At 70.2% G+C, this 22,476-nt stretch carries 15 protein-coding genes and 1 pseudogene; 9 read left to right on the top strand and 7 right to left on the bottom strand.

Features of this window, described 5'->3' with window-relative positions:
• From IPK27_01515 to IPK27_01530, 4 genes are all read right to left on the bottom strand, one after another.
• Positions 1-840 (bottom strand): hypothetical protein, encoded by an 840-nt coding sequence (locus IPK27_01515; GenBank protein ID MBK8066333.1) that lies wholly within the window; start codon positions 838-840, stop codon positions 1-3.
• Entirely contained in the window at positions 773-1,492 is a 720-nt protein-coding gene (locus IPK27_01520) for a hypothetical protein (protein ID MBK8066334.1), read from the bottom strand. Before IPK27_01520 ends, IPK27_01515 begins: the two co-directional genes overlap by 68 nt.
• Before the next feature lie 127 nt (positions 1,493-1,619).
• A complete protein-coding gene (trkA, locus tag IPK27_01525) occupies positions 1,620-2,996 on the bottom strand; it encodes a Trk system potassium transporter TrkA (protein ID MBK8066335.1) in 1,377 nt (458 codons plus the stop codon).
• Between the two features lie 186 nt (positions 2,997-3,182).
• Entirely contained in the window at positions 3,183-4,553 is a 1,371-nt protein-coding gene (locus IPK27_01530) for a sigma-54-dependent Fis family transcriptional regulator (GenBank protein MBK8066336.1), read from the bottom strand.
• Between the two features lie 170 nt (positions 4,554-4,723).
• Between IPK27_01530 and IPK27_01535 the strand changes: the two genes are divergently transcribed.
• From IPK27_01535 to IPK27_01555, 5 genes and pseudogenes are all read left to right on the top strand, one after another.
• Entirely contained in the window at positions 4,724-5,293 is a 570-nt protein-coding gene (locus tag IPK27_01535; protein ID MBK8066337.1) for a cytochrome c5 family protein, read from the top strand.
• 73 nt (positions 5,294-5,366) lie between these two features.
• Positions 5,367-7,277 (top strand): ExeM/NucH family extracellular endonuclease, encoded by a 1,911-nt coding sequence (locus tag IPK27_01540; protein ID MBK8066338.1) that lies wholly within the window; start codon positions 5,367-5,369, stop codon positions 7,275-7,277.
• A gap of 188 nt (positions 7,278-7,465) precedes the next feature.
• Positions 7,466-9,344: pseudogene (gene speA, locus IPK27_01545) on the top strand (biosynthetic arginine decarboxylase).
• A gap of 194 nt (positions 9,345-9,538) precedes the next feature.
• Positions 9,539-10,417, top strand: coding sequence for an NAD(P)-dependent oxidoreductase (locus IPK27_01550; GenBank protein MBK8066339.1), 879 nt, complete (start codon positions 9,539-9,541; stop codon positions 10,415-10,417).
• Positions 10,418-10,676: 259 nt separating this feature from the next.
• The gene (locus tag IPK27_01555) at positions 10,677-11,369 is read left to right on the top strand and encodes an SGNH/GDSL hydrolase family protein (protein MBK8066340.1); all 693 of its coding nucleotides are present in this window, start codon (positions 10,677-10,679) and stop codon (positions 11,367-11,369) included.
• Between the two features lie 180 nt (positions 11,370-11,549).
• Here IPK27_01555 and IPK27_01560 read toward each other — a convergent pair whose 3' ends face one another.
• Together IPK27_01560 and IPK27_01565 are read right to left on the bottom strand one after the other, a co-directional pair.
• On the bottom strand, positions 11,550-12,617 hold the full coding sequence (locus IPK27_01560; GenBank protein MBK8066341.1) for an RNA methyltransferase: 1,068 nt from the start codon (positions 12,615-12,617) through the stop codon (positions 11,550-11,552).
• A 285-nt stretch (positions 12,618-12,902) separates the two neighbouring features.
• Positions 12,903-16,289 carry an ankyrin repeat domain-containing protein gene (locus IPK27_01565; GenBank protein MBK8066342.1) on the bottom strand — a complete coding sequence of 1,129 codons (3,387 nt, stop codon included), beginning with the start codon at positions 16,287-16,289 and terminating at the stop codon, positions 12,903-12,905.
• Positions 16,290-16,320: 31 nt separating this feature from the next.
• Between IPK27_01565 and IPK27_01570 the strand changes: the two genes are divergently transcribed.
• From IPK27_01570 to IPK27_01585, 4 genes are all read left to right on the top strand, one after another.
• The gene (locus tag IPK27_01570) at positions 16,321-16,587 is read left to right on the top strand and encodes a hypothetical protein (protein ID MBK8066343.1); all 267 of its coding nucleotides are present in this window, start codon (positions 16,321-16,323) and stop codon (positions 16,585-16,587) included.
• Positions 16,588-16,630: 43 nt separating this feature from the next.
• On the top strand, positions 16,631-20,143 hold the full coding sequence (locus IPK27_01575; GenBank protein ID MBK8066344.1) for a trypsin-like peptidase domain-containing protein: 3,513 nt from the start codon (positions 16,631-16,633) through the stop codon (positions 20,141-20,143).
• Between the two features lie 319 nt (positions 20,144-20,462).
• Positions 20,463-20,945, top strand: a complete 483-nt coding sequence (locus IPK27_01580) for a histidine phosphatase family protein (GenBank protein ID MBK8066345.1) — start codon at positions 20,463-20,465, stop codon at positions 20,943-20,945.
• Positions 20,946-20,951: 6 nt separating this feature from the next.
• Positions 20,952-21,539 (top strand): YceI family protein, encoded by a 588-nt coding sequence (locus IPK27_01585; GenBank protein ID MBK8066346.1) that lies wholly within the window; start codon positions 20,952-20,954, stop codon positions 21,537-21,539.
• 10 nt (positions 21,540-21,549) lie between these two features.
• Here the strand turns inward: IPK27_01585 and IPK27_01590 are convergent, their stop codons facing one another.
• A complete protein-coding gene (locus tag IPK27_01590) occupies positions 21,550-22,470 on the bottom strand; it encodes a methionyl-tRNA formyltransferase (protein MBK8066347.1) in 921 nt (306 codons plus the stop codon).
• Between the last annotated feature and the right edge of the window lie 6 nt (positions 22,471-22,476).

Consider the following 22,476-nt stretch of genomic DNA (forward strand, 5'->3'; position numbering starts at 1 on the left):
TCACTCGCGCCAGAAGGCCGGCGTCAGCAGTACCAGCACGGTGAACACTTCCAGGCGCCCCAGCAGCATCGCGAGCGAACACAGCCAGATGGCGGTGTCGCTGAGATCGCGCACCGTGGACGTGGCCAGGCCAAGCGCCGGACCGACGTTATGCATGCTCGAGGCGACGATCGAGAACGCGGTGAGCAGGTCCACGCCAGTCGCGGCGACCGCGAGCGACAGCAGCGCGTAGCACAGCACGTAGACCGTCACGAAGCCGGCGATCGCCGCGAGGATCGGCTCGCCGATCACCTGGTCGCCCACCTTGACCACGAACTGGCCGCGCGGATGGATCACGCGCATCAGCTCGCGCCAGGCGAGGCGGCCGATGATCATCACCCGGATGGTCTTGAGCCCTCCGGCGGTGGAGCCCGCGCAGGCGCCAAGGAAGGTGATGAGGATGATGAAGGCGGGGACGAAGCCAGGCCAGTGCGCGAATCCGGTGGTGGTGAATCCGGTTGAGGTGAACATCGATATCACGTGGAAAGCCGCGTGGCGCAGGTGTTCCAGCAGCGAGCCGTAGACCTGCGCGGAAAAAATCCCGGCGGTCACGATCAGGGTGCAGATGCCGATGATCCAGAGGAAGGCGCGGAATTCCGGATCCTGTCCGTAAACCGTGAAGCTGCCGCGATTCCACGCCAGGAAGTGCAGCGCGAAATTGGTTGCGCCGAGGATCATGAACACCATCGCGATGGCTTCGATCAGCGGGCTGTCGAAGGCGGCAATGCTCGCGTCATAGTTGGCGAAGCCGCCGGTGGAAATGGTCGCGAAGGAATGGGTGATGGCGTCGAACCAGTTCATTCCGGCGAGCCAGTAGGCCAAGGCGCAGAGCACGTTGAGACCGCAATAGATCAGCCACAGCGCCGCCGCGGTCTGGCGAATGCGCGGCGTCAGCTTGGAATCCTTGTTCGGCCCGCTGGTTTCGCCCTTTGGTCAGCTGCGCGCCGCCGATGCGCAGCGTCGGCAGGATCGCCACCGCCAGCACCACGATGCCCATGCCGCCGAGGAAATGCAGCGACTGGCGATACAGCAGCACACTGCGCGGCAGTTCATCGATGCCGACGATGGTGGTGGCCCCGGTAGTGGTCAGACCGGAGACGACTTCGAAGAAAGCATCCGCGAGGTCCAGGTGCGGCGGGCCCAGGATCAGCGGCAGCGGCGTCAGCAGTGCCGAGATCAGCCACACCGCAGTCGTCACCAGGAAGCCATCGCGCAGGCGCAGTTCCGCACGCTTGCCGCGGGTCATCAGGATCAGGCCGCCGCCGAGGCCCAGCATCAGCGCGAATACCTCGGTGAAGTACTTGGCGGTGTCGTCGCCGTCCCACCAGGCGAGCAGGATCGACGGCAGCAGAGTCAGCGCGACGATCAATTGCACATTGCCGATCGCGCGAAGCGCAGTGGCCAGGCGTGCGGCACTGGTGCCGCGGTAGTCGAGGCCGGTGGCGGCGGTCATGCGGAGCCTACGTATTTGCATCGAGGGCACGAGGGCACGAAGGCACGAGGGCCCGCCAAAGCCGATCGGCGCGAGCTCCGGCTCTGACGTGCCCTCTTGCCCTCATGCCCTCGTGCCCTCGCGGCGATCACACGCTCAGCGCCCCCGCGCGGAACAGTAACTCCACCTGGCGCACGCTGCGCTTGTCGGTGACGAACAGGATCACGTGGTCGTCGGTCTCGATGATCGTGTCGTGGTGCGCGGCGAGCACGCGGTCGCCGCGCACGATGCCGGCGATCACCGCGCCCTTCGGCAGCGGGATCTGCTCGATGGTGCGCCCGATCACGCGCGAGGTGGCCGAGGATCCCACCGCCACTGCTTCCAGCGCCTCGGTGGTGCCGCCGCGCAGCGAATGCACCCGCACCAGATTGCCCTGGCGCACGAAGGACAGCAGCGCGCCGAGGGTGATCTGCTGCGGCGAGACCGCGGTGTCGATCATCCCGCTCTCGACCAGTTCCGCGTAGGCGGGGCGGTTGATCAGCGAGATCACGCGGTGCGCGCCGAGCTTCTTCGCCAGCATTGCCGAGAGGATGTTGGCCTCATCATCGTTGGTCAGCGCGCAGAACACATCGGTCTGGTCGATGTTCTCCTCGCGCAGCAAATCCTCGTCGGCGCAGTCGCCGGTGAGCACGATGGCGTTTTCCAGCGACTCGGCGATCTGGCGCGAGCGCTCGCGCCCGCGCTCGATCACCTTGACGCTGTAGCGGCTCTCCAACTGGCGCGCGAGGTCCAGGCCGATGTTGCCGCCGCCCGCCAGGATGATCCGGCGCGCCGGGCGCTCGATGCGGTGGAACTCGGCCATCATCGCGCGGATGGATTTCTTGTCGGCCAGGAAGAAGACCTCGTCGCCCAGCTCGATCACGGTGTCGCCGTCCACCGCGATGGCGCGCTTGTGGCGGAACACCGCGGCGATGCGCACCGGGCTGCCGGCCGGCAGGTGCATTGCGAGATCGCGCACCTGGTGGCCCACCAGCGCGCCGTCCTGGTCCGCGCGCATCGCCGCCAACTGGGCGCGACCATTGGCGAAATCCAGCACCTGCAGCGAGCCGGGGTACTCGATCAGCCGCTCGATGTAATCGCAGACGCGCTGGCTGGGACTGATCAGGTGGTCGATCGCCACCGAGCCGCTGGCGAACAGCTCGGGGTGCCGCAGGTATTCGAGCGAGCGCACCCGCGCGATCTTCATCGGCGTGCGGTAGAGCGTCGCCGCAACCTTGCAGGCCATCATGTTGACCTCATCGGAGGAGGTCACCGCGACCAGCACATCGGCATCCTCGATCCCCGCGCGCGCCAGCACCGAGGGGTGCGCGGCAAAGCCCGAGACCACCCTGAGGTCGATCTTCTCCGACAGTTCGCGCAGCTTCTCGGTGTCGGTATCGACCACCGTGATGTCGTTGTTCTCGCGCGCCAGCGCCGCGGCGACCGAGGTGCCGACCTGGCCCGCGCCGAGGATGAGGATGTTCATGTGCCGCTCCGCGACGACGAGGGCACGAGGGCACGAGGGCACGAGGGCACGAAAAGGCGCAAAGCAGCGTACGCGCTGACCCACGCGGAGCCCGAGGAGGGCGACCTCGCGACGTCACTGCCTTCACGTGCCCTCGTGCCCTCGTGCCCTCGTGCCCTCGCGAATGGCCGCCGTGCCCTCGCAGTGCTAATCCCCATCCTTCAACTCCACGCCCAGCGCCCGCAGCTTGCGGTACAAATGGGTGCGCTCCAGGCCGACCGCCTTGGCCAGCTTGCCGACGCTGCCGCCGGCGAGCTTGAGCTGGTGCACCAGGTATTCGCGTTCGAACTGCTCGCGCGCCTCGCGCAGGGGCAGGCCGAGGTCGATGGCCAGGCCGCTGTCGCCGCGCGGGCGCTCGCCGCGCTGCGGGCCGAGCGCGACTTCCACTTCGGCCTGGTCGACCTCGTCGCCTTGGCCGAGGATGAGCAATCGCTGCACCAAATTCGAGAGCTCGCGCACATTGCCGGGCCAGGGGTACTGGCGCAGGCGGTTCTGCGCGGCGACGGTGAAGCGGCGGTAGGGCAACTGGTCGCGGTCGGCGAAGGTCTCGGCCAGCATGCGCACCAGTTCCGGGATGTCCTCCGGGCGCTCGCGCAGCGGGGTCACGCGCATCGGCAGCACGCGCAACTGGTACAGCAGCGCCTCCTGGAAGCGGCCTTCGGCCACCTCGCGCGCGAGGTCCTTGCTGCTGCCGGAGACGATGCGCGCCTGCAATGGCACCTGGTCCTGGCCGCCGACGCGGGTGAACTGGCGCTCGGCCAGCGCCGCCGCCAGGCGCGTCTGCAGCTCGCTGCCGAGCGCGGCGATCTCGTCGAGGTAGAGCGTGCCGCCCTGCGCCTGCTCGATCAGGCCGTAGCGCAGCTCGCCGCCTTCTTCGACGCCGAACAGATCGCGCGCGGCATCCGGCTTCATCAATGCGCCGCCACTGACCACCACGAAGGGGCGGTCGCGGCGGGTGGAGCGCTCGTGCAGGAAGCGCGCGAGCACCTGCTTGCCGGTGCCGGGCTCGCCCTCGAACAGCACGCAAGCCTCAGTCTGCGCCGCGCGTTCGATCTGGCTGCGCAGATCCTGCATCGCGCGGCTCTGGCCGATCGGCTCCTGCAGCTCCGGCAGGCGCCGCCGGAGCCCTTCGTTCTCCTGCTGCAGCCGGGTGGCCTCGAGCGCGCGCTCCACGGTCAGCAGCAGCTTGGCCAGCGAGATCGGCTTCTCGATGAAGTCGTAGGCGCCGAGGCGAGTGGCTTCGACCGCGGTCTCGATGGTGCCGTGGCCGCTCATCATCACCACCGGCATCGGCGGGCGGCCGCCCTGGCTCCATTCGCGCAGCAGCGAGATGCCGTCGGTGTCCGGCATCCACACGTCCAGCAGCACGAGATCAGGGCGGCGGGTGCGCAGCGCCGCACGCGCGGCGCTGGCCCCGGCGGCACTTTCCACCTGATAGCCCTCGTCCGCCAGGATGTCCTGCACCAGCGAGCGAATGTCCGGCTCGTCGTCCACCACCAAGATATGACTGGCTGCCATATGCGCTTCCTGACCGATCACGACAGGATAGGCGCTTCGGGGAGAGCCGCGAAGGGCTGGCACACTCGCCGGGCTGCAAGCGGGCGCGCCGCCTCGTATACTCCGCGCCCTTGGCCAGCGCCCCGCGAGGTGCCCGGCCCATTGCATTCGGATTCCAAGGGGCAAACTCCGTGACCAAGTACGATGCGGTCTTCCTGAAGCATTTCGCGCAACTGATCATCGGGCTGATGGTGTTCGCACTGTTGCTGATCATCGTCGCGCACTACATCAATGACCGCTTCTACGGCTACAGCGCCGCCGCGTCCGGGGTGGCAGACGAAGACCTGAATCCGATCCAGCGCGAGCGCGTTGCGGCCCAGCGCGCCGAGACCAATGCACGCCTCGCACCCATCGGTGGCGTCAATGCCGGCGACACCGGCCGCGCGGCCATCGCCGCCGCCGAGGAAGCGCGACAGAAGGCGCTGGCCAGCCAGGTGGCCTACGGCGGCACCCTGGATGGCGCGGTGATCTACCAGAACCTCTGCGGCGCCTGCCACAACTCGGGCGCCGGTGGCGCGCCGATGATGACCAAGGACGCCTGGGCGCCGCGCATGGCGCAGGGTGTCGACACGCTGGTCAAGCACGCCGTCGAGGGCTTCCAGGGCGCCGCGGGCGTGATGCCGGCCAAGGGCGGCAACCCGTCGCTGACCGACGAGCAGGTGCGCGCCGCGGTCGAGCACATGGTCGGCCAGGTGCAGTAAGCCGCAGGCAAGCAACGCAAGTCCGGAACGCCGCCCGCGAGGCGGCGTTCTGGTTTCCAGCCAGGGGAAATCGATGAACTTCACGCGTGTGCTGGCAACTGCGATCCTCACCGCCGGCGCAGGTGCCGCCTGCGATCGCCACGGCACGCCGATCGGCACCGAGACGTTGGTGCAGCCAGCCGTCTGCGGTGCTCCGGCCGACGCGATCAGCAGCATCCAGGGGCCGGCGCTGAAAAGCCCGCAGGCCGGCCAGATGGCCACCGTGGAAGCGGTGGTGATCGCCGACGCCATCGATGGTCTCGGCGGGGTGTTTCTGCAGGCACAGCAGCCGGACCGCGACGGCGATCCGATGACCAGTGAAGGCCTGTTCGTGCAGATCGACGGCGCGCGGCCCAACGTGGAGCGCGGCGACATCGTGCGCGTGCACGGACGCGTCGCGGAGATCGGCGACGGCGAGGCCATCCTGACCGCGCTGGTCGAGCTCAGCTCCTTCCAGTTTTGCGGCAAGGTCGATGAGTTGCCGCAGCCCTCGCTGATCGAGGAGCCGCCGCTGGTGGCGGAGGACTGGGAAGCGCTGGAAAGCATGGCCATCGTGATCGAGCCGATTGCCACGGTGCTCTCCAACTACGCGCTGCTGTCGCGTGGCGAGATGCTGATCGGCCTGACCGGTCGCCAGTGGGTGCCCACCGAGCGCTTCCCGCCAGGCGAGCAGGCGCGTGCGCTGGCGATGGACAACGAACGTGCGCGGCTGTTGCTGGACGACGGCAGCATCGCGAACACCGCGCCCGAGCGCGTGTCCTGGCTGCCGGGGCAGCCGAGCATCGATGCACCCTTCCGCGTGGGCACCCAGATCTCCGGCATCACCGGCGTACTTGACCAGCGCGGCGGCAGCTACCGCCTGCACCCCACCGAGCGCATCGAGGCGGTCCAGGCGGCACGCCCCGAGAGCGCGCCGGAAGTGGCCGGCGGCGTGCGCATCGCCAGTTTCAACGTCCTCAACTACTTCAATGGCGACGGCAAGGGCGGCGGCTTTCCCACCCAGCGCGGCGCCAGCGACGCCGAGGAACTCAGCCGCCAGCGCGCCAAGATCCTGTCGGCGCTGAAGGCGATGGATGCCGATCTCTACACCCTGCTCGAAATCGAGAACGACGGCTACGAGAAGCGCTCGGCCATCGAGGAACTGACCTTCCGCCTGAACCAGGCGCGCGGCCGTCCGCGCGAGTACGACTACATCCGCGCCCCCGGCGAGCGCCTCGGCGGCGACCAGATCAGCGTCGGCATCATTTACCGACCGCGCAAGCTCACCCCGGCAGGTCCGGCGGCCACCCTGACGAGCGGCCCCTTCGAACGCGGCAGCCGCGCGCCGCTGGCGCAGACCTTCGAGGTCGCCAAGCTGGGCGCGCGCTTCACCGTGGTGGTCAACCACTGGAAGAGCAAGGGCGGCTGCCAGGACGCCGACTCTTCCAACCAGGACCGCGGCGACGGCCAGGGCTGCTGGAACGGCGCGCGCATCGAGGCCGCGCGCACGCTCGCCGACTGGCTGGCGACCGACCCCACCGCCAGCGGCGACCCCGACATGCTGGTGATCGGCGATCTCAACAGCTATTCGCAGGAAGACCCGATCCGCCTGTTGCGCGAGGCAGGCTATGCACAGTTGGGCCATGCCGATGGCGCCGGGCACTACAGTTTCGTCTATGACGGCCTGTCCGGCAGCCTCGACCACGCGCTGGCCAGCGCCACCCTCGCTGCCCAGGTTCGCGCGGCCGCAGTCTGGCACATCAACGCCGACGAGATGCCGGATTTCGACTACAACCGCGAGGACCGCCCGCGCGCCGTTGACGCCCGCATGTTCCGCTCCGACCCATTCCGCTCCTCGGACCACGACCCCCTCATCCTGGGGCTGGACCTGGTGGACGAGCCGGAAGTCCTTCCGGAGCCGGATCCCGAGTCGGACGCTGAGCCGGAGCCCAAGGCGCCGGGCTGACGTGCCTGATTGTGGGTTGCGGGCAAAGACTGCATGCCGCCAGCCCGTGGGAGCGGCTTCGCCCGCGATCTCTTGGCGCGGCGGCCCGACAAGAGCCGCGGCGTGCGAGCTTCGCTGCCCACAACCCACAACCCACAACCCACACCTAGTAGACTGCGCGCCCCTCAAATTCCCCACGGGCCCCGCCAATGACCGCTGCCTGGACGATTGCCGACGCGCGCCGCACCTATAGCGTGCCGCACTGGTCGGAGGGCTATGTGGATGTGGATGAGGCCGGCAACGTGGTGGTGCGGCCACTTGGCGCCGACGGTCCGGCGGTGTCGTTTCCCGCGGTGATCGCGCAGGCGCAGCGCCAGGGCCTGCGGATCCCGCTGCTGGTGCGTTTCCCGCAGATCCTCGGGCACCGGCTGCACCGGCTGCAGGCGGCGTTCCAGCGCGCGATGGACGAGCGCCACTACGCCGGCGGCTACACCGCGATCTTCCCGATCAAGGTCAACCAGCAGCGCGATGTGGTCGCCGAGCTGGTGAAGAGCGGCGATGCCGGTTTCGGTCTGGAGGCGGGCAGCAAGCCGGAACTGATGACCGTGCTGGCGATGAGCCGCGGCGGCACCGTGGTGTGCAATGGCTACAAGGACCGCGAGTACATCCGCCTGGCGCTGATCGGGCGCAAGCTGGGCCTGGATGTCTACATCGTCATCGAGAAGGCCAACGAGCTGCAGCTGGTGATCGAGGAGGCGCGTCGCCTGGGCGTCGAGCCGCTGCTCGGCGTGCGCATGCGCCTGGTGTCGATCGGCGCCGGCAAATGGCAGAACACCGGCGGCGACAAGGCCAAGTTCGGCCTGATGCCGCGCCAGGTGCTGGAACTGTCGAGCTGCGCTCAAGGAAGCCGGCTTCGGCGACGCGCTCAAGCTGCTGCACTTCCACATGGGAAGCCAGATCTCGAATGTGCGCGACATCGCCAACGGCATGCGCGAGGCGGTGCGCTATTTCGTCGAACTGTCCAAGCTCGGCCACCAGATCACGCATGTCGATGTCGGCGGCGGCCTCGGCGTGGACTACGAGGGCACCCGCTCGCGCAGCTTCTGCTCGATCAACTACGGCCTCGACCAGTACGCGCAGAGCATCGTCGCGCCGCTGGCCGAAGCCTGCGCCGAGCACGGCCTGGCCGCGCCGCGGGTGCTGACCGAATCCGGCCGCGCGATGACCGCGCACCACGCGGTGCTGGTCACCGACGTCAACGAGGTCGAGCGCATGCCGGAAGGCAACCCGGCGGCTGGCGCGCACGCGCATTCGAGCGCGCTGCGCCATTTGCACGAGCTCTACGGCGACCTCGACCGGCGCCCGCTGCTGGAGGTCTACCACGAGGCGCAGCACTACCAGCAGGAAGGCCAGACCCTGTTCGCGCTCGGCGCGATGTCGCTGGCCGAGCGCGCTGCGCTGGACGATGTCTATTACGCCATCGTGCACGCGGTGCTGGCGCGCCTGCAGCACGACGGCCGCGGCCAGCAGCAGGCGATCGACGAGCTGACCGAGAAGCTGGCCGACAAGTTCTTCGTCAACCTGTCGGTGTTCCAGTCGATGCCGGACATCTGGGCGCTGGAGCAGATCTTCCCGATCATGCCGCTCGGCGGGCTCGACCAGCGCCCGACGCGCCGCGCCGTGCTCGAGGACCTGACCTGCGACTCCGACGGCCGCATCGACCAGTACGTCGACAGCGAGCACCTCGCGGCCACCCTGCCGGTGCACGCGCCGGGCGAGGCGCGCTACCACCTCGGGGTGTTCATGGTCGGCGCCTACCAGGAGACCCTCGGCGACATGCACAACCTGTTCGGCGACACCGACAGCGTCAGCGTCCGCGTGGGCGAATCCGGCTTCGAGCTCGAGTCCGCGCGCCAGGGCGACACCACCGACGAGATCCTGCGCTATGTCGGCTACGACATCGACCATCTGCGCATGGCCTACCGCGCCAAGATCGCCGCCGCCAGCCTCGACCCGGTCGACGCCAAGCGCGTCGCCGAGGCGCTGGAGTCGGGCTTGGTGGGGTACACGTATTTGCATGATGAGTGAGGCGATTGAAGCGGGGCAGCGGGCAAGGGGCAGGGGGGCCAACCTTTTCGAGACTGTCGTTAACCCTCGGCGCACCGTTGCTGCTGGTGCTGGTAGTCAGCGACTTGGTCGGATGATGCGAACATCTCCATCCCCCGCCCCCTGACCCTTGCCCCGCTTCAGCTGACGCTCTTCGAACATCCAAGGACCCCACCATGCTCCGCTGCTCCTTCACCGGCCTCGGCGCCATGGGCGCGCCGATGGCGCGTCATTTGGCCGCCCGCGCGCTACTCGCCGCGGTGTGGAACCGCACCCGCGAGCGCGCCACCGCGCTGGCTGCGGAATTGTCGGTCGCCGCGCCGGAATCGCTGGCGGAAGTCGCCGCCATGTCGGACTTGGTGTTCGTCTGCGTGTCGGCGGATGCCGATGTGCGCGCGGTGGTCGCAGCGCTGAAGCCCGGGCTGCGGCCGGGCAGCATCGTGGTCGACACTTCGACGGTGTCGATGCAGACCGCTACCGACCTGGCCGCCGAACTCAAGGCGATCGGCGTCGACTTCCTCGACGCGCCGCTGACCGGCGGCGTCGAGGGTGCGAAAAACGGTCGCTTGAGCGTGATGGTCGGTGGCGACGAGGCGGTGCTGGCGCGCGCGCTGCCGGCTTTCGAGGCGTTTTCGCTGCGCGTCACCCGGATGGGCGCGGTCGGCGCGGGCCAGGCCACCAAGGCCGTCAACCAGGTCATGATCGGCGGCATCGCCGAGGCCGTATGCGAGGCGCTGGCCTTCGGCGAGGCGCTCGGGCTGCCGCGCGAGCAACTGCTCGCGGTGCTCACCGCTGGCGCGGCCAACAGCTGGTTCCTCGAAAAGCGCGGGGCGAGCATGCTCGAAGGCCGCTTCGACATCGGCTTCAAGCTCGGCCTGCTGCACAAGGACCTCGGCATCGTGCAGCAGATGGCCGCCGCCCTCGGCACCCGTTTGCCGACCGTCGATGCGGCGCACCGCGACTACTCCACGCTGATGGCCGAAGGCCGCGGCGACGACGAGATCTCGTCGCTGATCCGGGTGAAGCGGCGGCTGTTCGGGTTGTCTGGCGGCTAGCGGCGGGGTTCTGGAGCTCGGCTCCCGGGCGAGCGAGTCGCCGGTTGTCGGTTGTCGGTTGTTGGCAGCGCGAGCCGGTGATCCGGAAGCCAGTGGGAGCGGCTTCAGCCGCGATCTTCTGTAGCCTGCCGACGGTGAGATCGCCGACGGAGTCGGCTCCCACAGGCCCGCGGAGTGCGAGCTCTTGCCGCCAACAACCAACAACCAACAACCAACAACCGGCCACAGACCCACCGGCCAGCCCACAACCCCCGCCACCATGCTCAAACGCCCCCTCTTCTGGCTCTCCCTGCCGCTGCTGCTGCCGCAGGGCCTGTGGCTCAAGCGCACCGCGCGGCGCCTGCCGCCGGCGGCGGGCGCGACCTCGGGCGAGGTGGGTGATGGCAGGCCGTTGCGGCTGTTGCTGGTGGGCGACTCGATCATCGCCGGGGTGGGCGTGGCGCAGCTGGCCGATGCGATGCCGGGCCAGCTCGCGTGCGCGCTCGCGGCGCGCGGGTCGCGGGTCGCCTGGCAGGCGCTCGGCGACAACGGCGCCAGCAGTCGCGACTTGCTGCGGCAACTGAAGGCACTGCCGGCTCAGCCAGCCGACGTTGTGTTCGTCTCGGTAGGCGTCAACGACGTCACCCGGCTGACCACCGCCCGCGCCTGGCGCGCGCAGCTTGGGGCGCTGCTGGCCGGGCTGCGGGCGCACTCGCCACAGGCCACACTCGTGCTCGCGGGGGTGCCACCGATGGACCGCTTTCCTGCGCTCCCGGTTCCGCTGCGCCAGGCCTTCGGCTGGCGCGCCGCGCGACTGGACGCCGTGGGGCGTGAAGTCGCGGTCGCACACGCCGCGGTGCATGTGCCGACGCCGGTGCCGGACGATCCGTCCGCCTTCGCCGAGGATGGCTACCACCCGAATGCCGCAGCTTGCGCAGTGTGGGCGCGCGAGGTGGTGGCGACGCTGGGCTGAGGTGCCGGAGCCGGTTGTCGGTTGTCGACGGCAACAGCGGCGCCGCAGGAGCGGCGCCGTCCAGGAGCCCGCGGCCGCCGACCCTTGGAGGGCGCCCCTCCCGCGGCGCTGCTTCTGCTTCGCTGCCAACAACCAACACCAACACCAACACCAACACCAACAACCAACACCAACGACCAATCACCCGCGCGCGGCGCGCCACCACTCGCCGAGAACCACGGCCACGGCCTGGGCGACGTTGAGGCTTTCCACGCGACCGCTGCCCGGGATCTGCCAGCGGGCGTCGGCGATCTCCATCGCTGGACGGGCGAGGCCCGGGCCTTCGGCGCCGAACAGCAGGACCGAACGTGCCGGCAGGTCGTCGCGATACAGCCGGCGCTCGCCGTGGCCGCTGGTGGCGACCAGGCTGAAGCCGTGGCCCTTGAGCTGCGCGAGGTCGTCGTAGCGCACCACCGGCACGCGCTCGGCGGCGCCCTCGGCCACGCGGTAGACCGCGCCGGCCAGGGTCAGCGAGCTGCCCGAGGGCACCAGCACCGCGCGCGCGCCGAAGTGCACCGCGCTGCGCAGGATCGCGCCGAAGTTGTGCGGGTTGCCCACGCCGTCGAGTGCCACCAGGCAGGCCGGGCCGCTCTGGCGGCCGAGCTGGTCGAGCAATCGCTGCAGGCTGGGCTGCGGCATGCGCTCGATGTCGAGCACGATCCCCTCGTGGTGCTGGCTGTCGGCGAGGCGCTCCAGGTCCGCATCGTCGACCACGTTGTAGCCGATCCGCGCCTGCGCCAGCCGCGACAACAGCGGCGCCAGCTCCTTCGAGCGCTGCAAATTGCAGTGCAGCTTGCGGATCGCCTCGAAGCGGTCCTCGGCCACTGCGAGACAGGCTGCGCGGCCATGGATCCGCACTTCGCGCTTGCGCTGCTCCTGGCGTGGGTGCGGCGGTGCAGCGGATTCTTCGATGGCGGCAGGCGCCGGCCGTGGCGCCGGTCGCGCGCGCGCTGGCGCCGAATCAGTGCGCAACCCGCCCCAGGGCGAGGCGCGCGGCTCATCGCGCCGCGCTGGACCGCGCTCGTCGCGGCGCGCCGGCGCGCGATCATCCCGCCGTGCGGGCCCACGCTCGCTGCCCCCGCGCTCCTCGCGCTTCGGCGCCGGCGGCGATGCGCGAACTGCATCCGGATGGCGGTACACGCCCGATTCCTTCGGTGCACTGTCGCGCTGCGGTGGCCGCGGACCGCGGCGTTTGGGAGGCAGGGGCATGGCTGGGGTTCCGGGGTGGGTGGATTGGGCCGCGTTGGCGTTGGGAGTTGGTGTTGGCCTTGAAGGCGGGTGTTGGTGTGGGTCGTTGGTGTTGGTAGGAGCCGGTAACCCTGCTGTTGGTGGGAGTGTCTCCAGCCACGAGCTTCCATGGCAGCCGCCGGGAAAGATCGCCGACAGAGTCGGCTCCCACAGGCTTGCGGCGTGCGAGCTTCGCTGCCAACAACCGACAACCAACAACCAACAACCCGCTCCTACCAACACCAACAACCCACACCAATACTGCTTTCAACGCGGTCCGCGCTGCCGGTTCCACGCCTCGGCCGCCTGGCGCAGGGCGGGGCCGAGGTGGATACGGTAGCGCGGGGACAGCAGATCGATCGGCAGCTGGCGGTTGGCGTCGGCCACGCGCGGGTCGGCGCCGAGTTCCAGCAGGCAGCCGCCGCACAGCACCAGGCCGTGGCGGCAGCACCAGTGCAGCGGGGTGCGCCCGTCGGCGTCCTGCACATTGGGATTGGCGCCGCCCTGCAGCAGGGTCTGCAGCAGCGGTTGCAGCCGGGCTTCGTCGCGCAGCACGGGCTCGACGCGACCGGCGCCGAGCATGCGGTGCAGCGGCGTGCGGCCGTCGCGGTCGGGGCGGTCGGGGTTCGCGCCGGCTTCGAGCAGGCGCGTGACCACCGCCTGGATCGCTGCCAGTGGCCGCGCGGGGTCCTCGATGAGCGCCAGGACCGCCTGCAGCGGCGACTCCGGCGCGGCGCGGCCTTCCGCATCGGCGCCGCGCTGCAGCAGGCTGTCGACCAGCGGCTGGCGCAGGCAGGCGGCGGCGAGTCCCAGCGGGGTCATGCGGCCGAGGACCACGCTCTCCACTTCCACCCCGCGCGTGAGCAGCCAGTCGATCAGCGCGGGCTTGTTCGCCAGGATCGCCGCCGCCAGTGGCGACACGCCCGCGCGATTGGCCCGGCGCAAGTCGGCGCCGCGCTCGGCGAGCGCCTTGCACAACTCCAGTTGCCCGGTGCCGACGGCGTGCAGCAGCGCAGTGGCGCCCTGTTCGTCCACTCCGTCGATGTCCAGTCCCAGGGTCAGCAGGCGGTCCAGTGTGGCCAGGTCGCCACGCTTGCCGGCGGCGGCCACCGCGCGGCCGTCGAGCGCCACGCCCGGGTGGGCGCCGGGCGGCCAGTCGAGCAGCCGCGCCAGTTCGTCCTGGCCGGTCAGCTGGGCAATCCCGGCGGCGGTGGTGCCGTCGCGCGCGCGGCGCGCCGGGTCGGCGCCGGCGCGCACCAGCAGCGGCGCGATCTCGCGCGCGTCGTCGCGCCGCGCCCAGGCCAGCGCAGTCAGCGCGTTGTGGCCGTCGGCATCCTGCACCCGCGCTTCGGCGCCGGCGGCGATCAGGCGCTCGATCCAGGCCAGCGGCAGCTGCGCCAGCGCGGCCAGCAGCAGCGGCCTGCCGTGCACATCGCTGGCGTGCACATCGCCGGTTGCCAGCGCGGTCTCGCGCAGCTGGATCCATTCCTCGCCCTCGCCGATCTGCGGGATCAGGCACAGGCCGGGCAGCAATACGCCAGCCGCAGCGGGGTGGCGCGGCGCGCGGTCGAGCAGCGCCTGCAGCAGCTCCAGCGGCGCCGGGGCCTCGGCGCACAGCCGCTCCCACAGCGACCAGCCGCTGGCATCGCGCGCGAAGGGATCGTGGCCGCTGTCGACCACCGCCTCGACGTAGCGCCGATCCTGGTGCGGCAGCGCCGCGCGCAGCGCCTCGGCCAGTTCGGCGCCGCTGATGCCGGGGATCTCGAGCAATTCCTGGTACAGCGGGAAGCGCCCCTGCATCGCCGCGCGCACCAACAGGCGGCCGGGTGGATCGGGTTCGATACGCTCCGGCTCCGCCGGTGGATCCTCGTGCTCGTCTGCGATGTGCGCACTTGGCAGCGGATAGGCCGGGTCGAGGATGCGCACCAGCGGCCAGCGCCCGGCCGCTGCGGCGATGTCGGCTGCGTTCATGCCGCGCGCGTCGCGCGCGTCGGCCGGGCAGCCGAGCGCCAGCAGCACCTTCAGGGTCTCGCCGTCGGCATTGCCGGCCTGCGCGGCTAGGTGCAGCGCACCGCGCCCGTCGGCGTCCTGGGCGTGCGCATCGGGGCGGTGGAATACCAGCCGCTGCAGCACGCGGCGGGCGCCGGCGCGCGCCGCCTCGAGCAGCGCGTCGCGCCCGGCGTCGTCGCGCGCGGCCAGGTCCGCACCGGCGGTGAGCAGCGCCTCGGCGATCTCGGCATTGTCCGCCAGTGCCGCGACCATCAGCGCGCTGCGTCCCTGCGGCCCGCGTGCGTTGACCTTGGCGCGCGCCTTCAGCAGCAGCTTGACGCCCTTGGGATCGTCTCCATCCACCGCGGCGGCGAACAGCAGCGCCGGCGTGGCGCCGTCGACATCGACATGCGCCCCGCGTTTCAGCAGGAACTCGACCACCACCCAGTTGCCCGCCTCGCTGGCCAGCGCCAGCGGGGTCATGTCGTCGCGGTTGATCGCATCCAGCCGCGCGCCGGCATCCAGCAGGCTCTGCGCCACGCCGGCATCGCGGGTGAGCGCGGCCAGGTGCAGCGGGGTGTTGCCGGCGTCGTCGGTGAGGTTCGGGTTGGCGCCGTTGGCCAGCAACGTCATCACCGCGTCGATGCGCCCGGCGTAGCTGTCGCGGGTGGCGGCAAGCAGTGCGGTGAGTCCGCCGCAGACGCGGTCGATCTGCGCTCCGGCGGCGATCAGCGCGCGCAGCGCGCCACGGTCGGCGGCGGTCGCGGCCGCGATCAGGGCGCTGCGCTGATCGACCGATTCCGGCGGCGGCGCGGCGTTCGGATCGGCACCGCGGGCGAGCGCGGCGCGCACGCCCTCGCCATCGCCGCGGCGTGCCGCCAGCAGCAAGTCGTGATCCGGCCCCGGCGGCAGGGTGGGTTCGGGTGGCGGCCCGTACCAGGGATCGGGATCGGTGATCTCGTCGCTGCCACGGTTGCCGACGAGCAGGAAGGAGGGCAGGTGCGCCGTGGGTTGCGGCCGCGCCAATGCCCTCGCGGTGCAACGCAGCACGAGCTCCACCGCGGTGGCCAGCAGCGCCAGCAGGCCAAGTGCGAGCAGCCAACGCGGCCAGTCCGCCGGCCACAGCGGCAGCAGCGCCGGCGCGGCCAGCACCAGCAGCAGCGCCGCCGCCACCGGCAAACCATCGCTGAAAAAGGCATCCGGCACCACCGTCAGCTCGCGGGCGCGTTCGCGAAGGCGGCGCCACAGGCTCGCGTCGTCCGCCGCGGCGGGCAGATCGGCCTGGAACAGCAGTCCGAACCACGGCCAACTGCGCCACTGCGCGACCAGCATCCCCACCAGCAGCGCACTCAGGCCGAGGATCGGGTACAGCCGGTCTGGGGCGCGCAGCGCACCCAGCAGCGGACCGAGCAGCAAATCGCACAGCAGGCCGCCGGCCAGGGGCAGGGCCAGCGCGAGTGCGACGCGGCGCCGGCCATCGGCGCCCCGCCAGCGCGCCAGCGCCACGGCGTCGCTGGCGCTCCGCGCATAGGCCAGCAGCGGCAGCGCCAGCCACAGCAGCCACGCCGCCGGCGGCGCCAGGCGCACGGCGCCGGCCACGCAGGCGAGGGCCGCGAGGACCGCGACCGCGCCGTGCAGGCGGCGCTGTGGGGAAAGGACGGGCATGGCCCGAGTATAGGTGCGCCAGCCGGCGCGGATGCTCGTCGTCGTGGCCGCCGCATCACTGGTGATCTCGGACGAGCTGTTCGACTACCGCGAGGCGCTGTACGAGCGCGTGCTGCACCGCCATGGCCTGGCCAGGCGCGCGGGATGGTCAGCAACGGGGTGGAGCAGCCATTGCGCGGCCAGCTGCACTGCGCGGCCTGCGCGGGTATTGGCGCCGCGACGTCCGCGGCGCCTCAGGCGCACCGGGACGGCTGATCGGCGGCGTTCAGACGCAACGCATGGTTTGCCGCGCGCTTGAGCGCTAACCTTCGCGCCTGGCCGTTCCGCCGTCGGAGTTTCGCATGCGTCTGTCGAAGCTGTTCCTCGCCCTGCTCTTCAGTGGTGCCGCCTCCGCGGCGACGCCGCCGGCCGGGCTCGATCTGCCGCCGGTGCCGCAGACCGCGGTGCTGCGCTTCGATGCGCTCGACCGCGCCAAGATCGATCTCGAGGACTTGCGCGCGCAGGACCGTCCGGCGCCATTCCGTTACGCGCTGGCGCATCCGGTGGACTCGGTGAAGCTCGGCGCAGAGGGCAATGTGGGTGGCCACTGGAGCCAGCTGCCCGATGGACGCTGGCTGTGGCGCCTGCCGATCCGCGCCGACGCCGCGGTCAGCGTCGACGTCTACTTCAAGCGCTGGCGCCTGCCGCAAGGCGCCGAACTCTGGTTCAGCGACGCCAAGCGCAGCGTGGTGCACGGGCCCTACACCGACGCCCACAATCCGCGCGAGGGCGGCCTCGCGCTGCCGCTGGTACCGGGCGCCGACGCGTTGGTCGAACTGGTGCTGCCGGCCGACAAGCGCGCGTTGCTGGCGCTGGAGCTCGGCCATGTCAGTCATGGCTACCGCACCGCTGCGGACGCGGTGAAATCCGGCAGCTGCAACATCGACACCATCTGCACCGAGGGCGATGCCTGGCGCGAGCAGATCCGCTCGGTGGGGCGTTACACCTTCAGCAGCGGCGGCAGCAGCTTCCTGTGCACCGGGCAGCTGGTGAACCGCGGCAATGGCGACCGCGATCCCCTGTTCCTCACGGCCAACCACTGCCTCGCCACCGCGGCGGAGGCGTCCACCCTGGTGGTGTACTGGAAATACGAAAGTCCCACCTGCCGTGTCGTCAACACCGGCGCCAACGGCAGCTCGCTGCCGCTCTCGCTGGCGACTGCCTCGCAAAGCGGCGCCAGCCTGGTGGCAACCTATGCGCCCTCGGACATGACCTTGTTGCGGCTCAGCCAGGCACCGCCGGCAGCAGCCGACGCCTACTGGTCCGGCTGGGACCGGCGCAATGCCGCGCCGTCCTCGGCAGTGGCGATCCACCACCCGCAGGGGCACGAGAAGCGCATCAGTTTCGAGAACGATCCGCTGACCATCAGCGATTACGAGCCGACCCCCGGCGGCAATGCCACGACCCACCTGAAAGTGTTCGACTGGGATGCCGGCACCACTGAGGGCGGCTCGTCGGGCAGCGGCATCTGGAACGCGGACAAGCGCCTGGTCGGCACCCTGCATGGCGGCTTCGCTGCCTGCGGCAACAACGACGCCGATTACTACGGCCGGCTGTTCACCTCGTGGGCCGGCGGCGGCAGCGCCGGCTCGCGCCTGTCCGACCACCTGGACCCGGCGGCGGCGAACCTGGAAACCCTGGATGGCCGGGGAACCTGCGATGCGCCCGTCGTCACCCTTGCCACCAGCGCCGACCCGGTGGCGGCCGGGAGTGACCTGACCTATACCGCGACCGCCACCGGCGGCAGCGGCGGCTATCGCTATGCCTGGGATATCGACGGTGATGGCGTCTACGACAAGCAGGACGCCACCGCGAACACCCTGGTGGCGCGCTACAACCGCGAGACCCAGTTCAATGCCAGCGTGCGCGTCAGCGACAGCAGCGGCTGCACCACCACTGCGCAGCGCGCCGTGAGCGTGATCGGGCACCGCATCCGCCTGGCGTCCTCGCTCGGCCAGCCAGCCGAAGTCTGCGGTGATGGCGATGCCACCATCGAGCCAGGCGAGCGCTGGCGCCTGACGGCGGACCTGACCAATGCCGGTCAGCGCGCCAGCGGTGCCGAGGCGCTGTCGCTGTTCACCAAGAGCACCAGCGACAGCGTGTCCAGCGCGCCCAGCGATAGCTTCGGCTATCGCGTGACCGACAGCACCCTCGGTGCGCAGTGCGGATACCAGTTCATCGACATCACCAACCAGGTGCCGGCGCTGCAACTGACGGCGGCCAGCAGCGTGTCCGCCGATGACGATGGCCGCACCGGCGTGCTCGACCTCGCCGCTGTCAATGGCAGTTTCAACTTCTACGGCCAGACCGTGTCGCAGCTGGTCATGAGCACCAATGGCTATATCGGCACCTCGGCGGCGACCACCGGTGGCGATTTCCAGAACCGCTGCGATGGCAACTTCGCCAATGACGACAACGGCAGTCGCCTCGCTGTTCTGCACGATGACCTGGTCGCCGGCAGCCTGCGCTGGGCCAGCTACGCGCAGTGCCCGCGGCCGTCGGAGGTGTCCCCGGCCAACCAGCGCTGCCTGGTATTCCAGTGGAACGACATGGGCCTTTACTCCGGCAGCGGCGCCACGCCGACCGGCGACTTCGACTTTCAGGCGGTGGTGTATCCGCAGACCTGGCAGATCGTCTACCAGTACCGCAACCAGATTCCCGGAAATGGCGACGGCGCCACCGTGGGTATCGCCGATCCATCCGCCAGTGGCCGGCGGCTGAACGCGAGCTGCGACCAGCCCGAGGTCAGCGCGCCACGCGCGGTGTGCTTCTACCATCCGCAAAACCTGCCACCGGCCTCCGCCGACCTCGGCAAGCTGCGGATGGAGAACCCGCTGATCGCGGTTGGCGCGCTGGCGCCGGGTGCGACCCAGCAGGTCTCGACCTTCTTCGCCATCGACCCCACCACCAGCTGCGGCAGCCGCTACCGCATTGGCCTGGCCGGCAGCGTGGACGACCAGTCCGGCAATTTCCTCAACAGCACGCGAGAATTCCTGGTCGGCGCCGACGGCAATTGCAATGTCAGCAGCAACTGCGCCGTCAGCGTGCCGCCGAACGTCAACCTGCGCCCGGGCGCCTTCTTCAATCCGCGCCGCCCCGGCAACGGCCTGGTCTCGCACGTGGTCCCAGTGCAAGGCCAGCTGCCGGTGTTCTTCGCCGCCTGGTACACCGGTGCGGCCGATCGCACGCCGATCTGGTACATCGTGCAGGGCCGGGTGCAGGACAACCAGGTGGTGGCGCCGATCCTGCGCGTCACCCGCGACACCTCGGCCACGGGTTTCAGCGTCCAGCGCGAGGCCGTCGGCAACGCCACGGTGCAGTTCGTCTCGGCCGAGAAGATCGTCTTCAACTATTTCCTCGACAGCACCCTGGAAGGCGGCACCGAGATCCTCAGCCACGGTTTCCAGGGTCTCGTTGCGGCCTCGCCGAATCGTACCGGCACCTGGTTCTACGCACTGGAGGACGGCTGGGGCCAGACCTACGACAGCTACGTCACCGGCGGTGTCGCGCGCGACTTCATCACCACCTACCTGTACGACGCGGCGGGCCAGCCGCGCTGGGTGTTGACCGACGGTCTCGCCAGCGACACCGCGGCGTTGCCGACCAAGTCCTTCCGCGTGCATTGCCCCAGCTGCGGATGGTTCGACTTCTTCGACTCCGAGCAGTCTGCCGGGACCATGCGCCGCAGTTGGGTGGCGCCCAACTCCGGCACCCTCAGCACCGGCTTCACACTGCCGGCGCCGATGAGCGGCAACTGGAACCGTACCGAAATCCCGATCTCGATCCTGACGCCGGTACAGCCAGGAGCGGAGTGACGGTGGGCGGGGAATCGGCGGGTGTTGGTGTGGGTTGTTGGTGTTGGAAGAAGCGCAGGCTCGCCCGTCCGCAACGGTGTCGGCTGATCCAGGGAAGCGCGGTCGGGTAGCCCGGAGTACGCGCCCCGCGCGCTCTCCGGGAAGTTGCGGCAAGCACCCGGAGAACCGCTGCGCGGTACTCCGGGCTACGTCCCTGCAAGTTCCGTGAGCGCGAGCCTCGGGCACGATTCCGCCCTCGGTGACCATCGATCACAATCGCCCCTTGTTCGCGCTCCGGTGGCGCGCCAGACTCTGAGTGCAACCACAAGGAACATGCGCCATGGGCAGTGAGGAATTGATCCTGGTGCGACACGCGCACGCGGAGCGCGACGCGGCCAGCGGACGCGATGTAGACCGGCCGCTGTCCACGCTCGGGTTCTCCCAGGCGCAGGCGGCCGCAGGCTGGATGAGGGAGCGCCAGATGCGCCCGGCGAAGGTGCTTTGCTCACCCTCGTTGCGCACGCGCCAGACCCTGTCTGCGCTGCAGATGCAGCAACCCGACCTTGAGTTGATCGACGAGCCCGGCATCTACGAAGCGACGCCTGGCGAATTGATTACCCTGATCGACCGCCATCGTCCGGCTTCGCCGCTGGTCGTCGTGGGTCACAATCCTGGGCTCGAGACGCTGGTGACGTTGCTCGCAGATGGCCGCAGCACCGACGGCCGCGGCATGCCGACCGGCGCGATCGCGCGTTTGCGCCTGCGCAGCAGTGGGCCGTTGGAGCCAGGTTGCGCCGAGCTCGTCGAGTTCTGGTGGCCATAGTGTTCGATGCCGCGCCTCCTGCTCTGGTTGTGTGGGGCGGCGATCTGCGCCAACGGATGGTCCGCGGAAATCGTTGACGGCGGCCTAGTTCCTCCGGCCCTGCTGCAACTGGATCGCGCCCATACCCGGGTCGAATTCGAGATTGTGGCGCTGTGGCTGCTGCGGCGGCATGGTGAGTTCGCCGATGTCGATGGCCGCATCGACATCGACCCGGAGGCGGGCAGCGCGGTGATCAGCGTGCGTATTCGCGCCGCCAGTGTGCGCATGCAGGATCCAGAGCATGTGCGCCTGCTGCTCTCGCCCGAATTCTTCGACGCGGATCGACATCCGTGGATCGAATTCCGTTCCGATCCTTTCGCGATCGACGGCGGTCGGCACGGTGCGTTACCGGGCGACCTGAGCTTGCGCGGGACCACCCGGCGCGTGCGCTTCGACCTTGATCGCGGACTCTGCGATTTGCGCCTGCCATCGGCGTGCACGGTGGTCGTGGCTGGCAACCTGCAGCGCTCGCGCTTCGGCATGACCGGGTATCGGCGCACCCTGGCGGACCGGGTGCACCTGAAGATCGCTGCGCGGGTCGTTCCCACGCCGTGAAAAGGGCGTCTCAGCGCTTCAGTTCCGGCCGGCCGTTGACATAGTCCGCCGCGTCGATGACCCGCCCGCCGGCGCGCTGCAGCTTGAGGATGGCGAGTGCGCCCTCGCCACACGCGATCGCCAGGCGGCTGCGCGAGGCGCGCACTGGCTGTCCGGGCTCGCCTTGGGCATCGACCGGTTCGGCGGCGTGGATACGCACCCGCTCGCCGCCGATGTCGGCCTCCGCGACCGGCCAGGGGTTGAACGCGCGGATCTTGCGGTCGAGCACCGCGGCCGGCTCGCGCCAGTCGAGCAAGGCTTCGGCCTTGTCCAGCTTGTGGGCGTAGGTGATGCCATCGGCGGGCTGCGGGTGCGGCACCAGCGACTGACCCGCCTGCAGCCGCGCCAGACCCTCCGCGAGCACCTCGGCGCCGAGCGCCGCGAGGCGGTCGTGCAGGCGCTGCGCGTTGTCGTCGGGGTGGATCGGTGTGCGCCGCTCCAGCAGTACCGGGCCGGTGTCGAGGCCGGCTTCCATCTGCATCAGGTCGACGCCGGTCTCGGTGTCCCCGGCCAGGATCGCGCGCTGGATCGGCGCCGCGCCGCGCCAGCGCGGCAGCAGGCTGGCGTGCACATTCCAGCAGCCGTGCGGCGGAATCGCCAGCACCGCGCGCGGCAGGATCAGGCCGTAGGCGACCACGATCATCAGGTCCGGGCGGTAGTCCGCCAGGTGCGCCTGGACCGCGGCGTCCTTCACGGTTTCCGGCTGCTCCACCGGGATCCCGGCGGCGCGCGCGCGCTGCTTGACCGGGCTGGCCTGCAACTGGCGCCCGCGTCCGGCCGGGCGGTCCGGCTGGGTGTAGACCGCGACGCACTCCGCACCCGAGGCCAGCACGGCGTCGAGGCAGGGCACGGCGAAGTCCGGCGTGCCGGCGAATACCACGCGCAGGGTCATGAGCGC

This window comes from Rhodanobacteraceae bacterium, from assembly GCA_016713135.1.
In the GTDB taxonomy this organism is placed as follows: Bacteria; Pseudomonadota; Gammaproteobacteria; order Xanthomonadales; family SZUA-5; genus JADKFD01.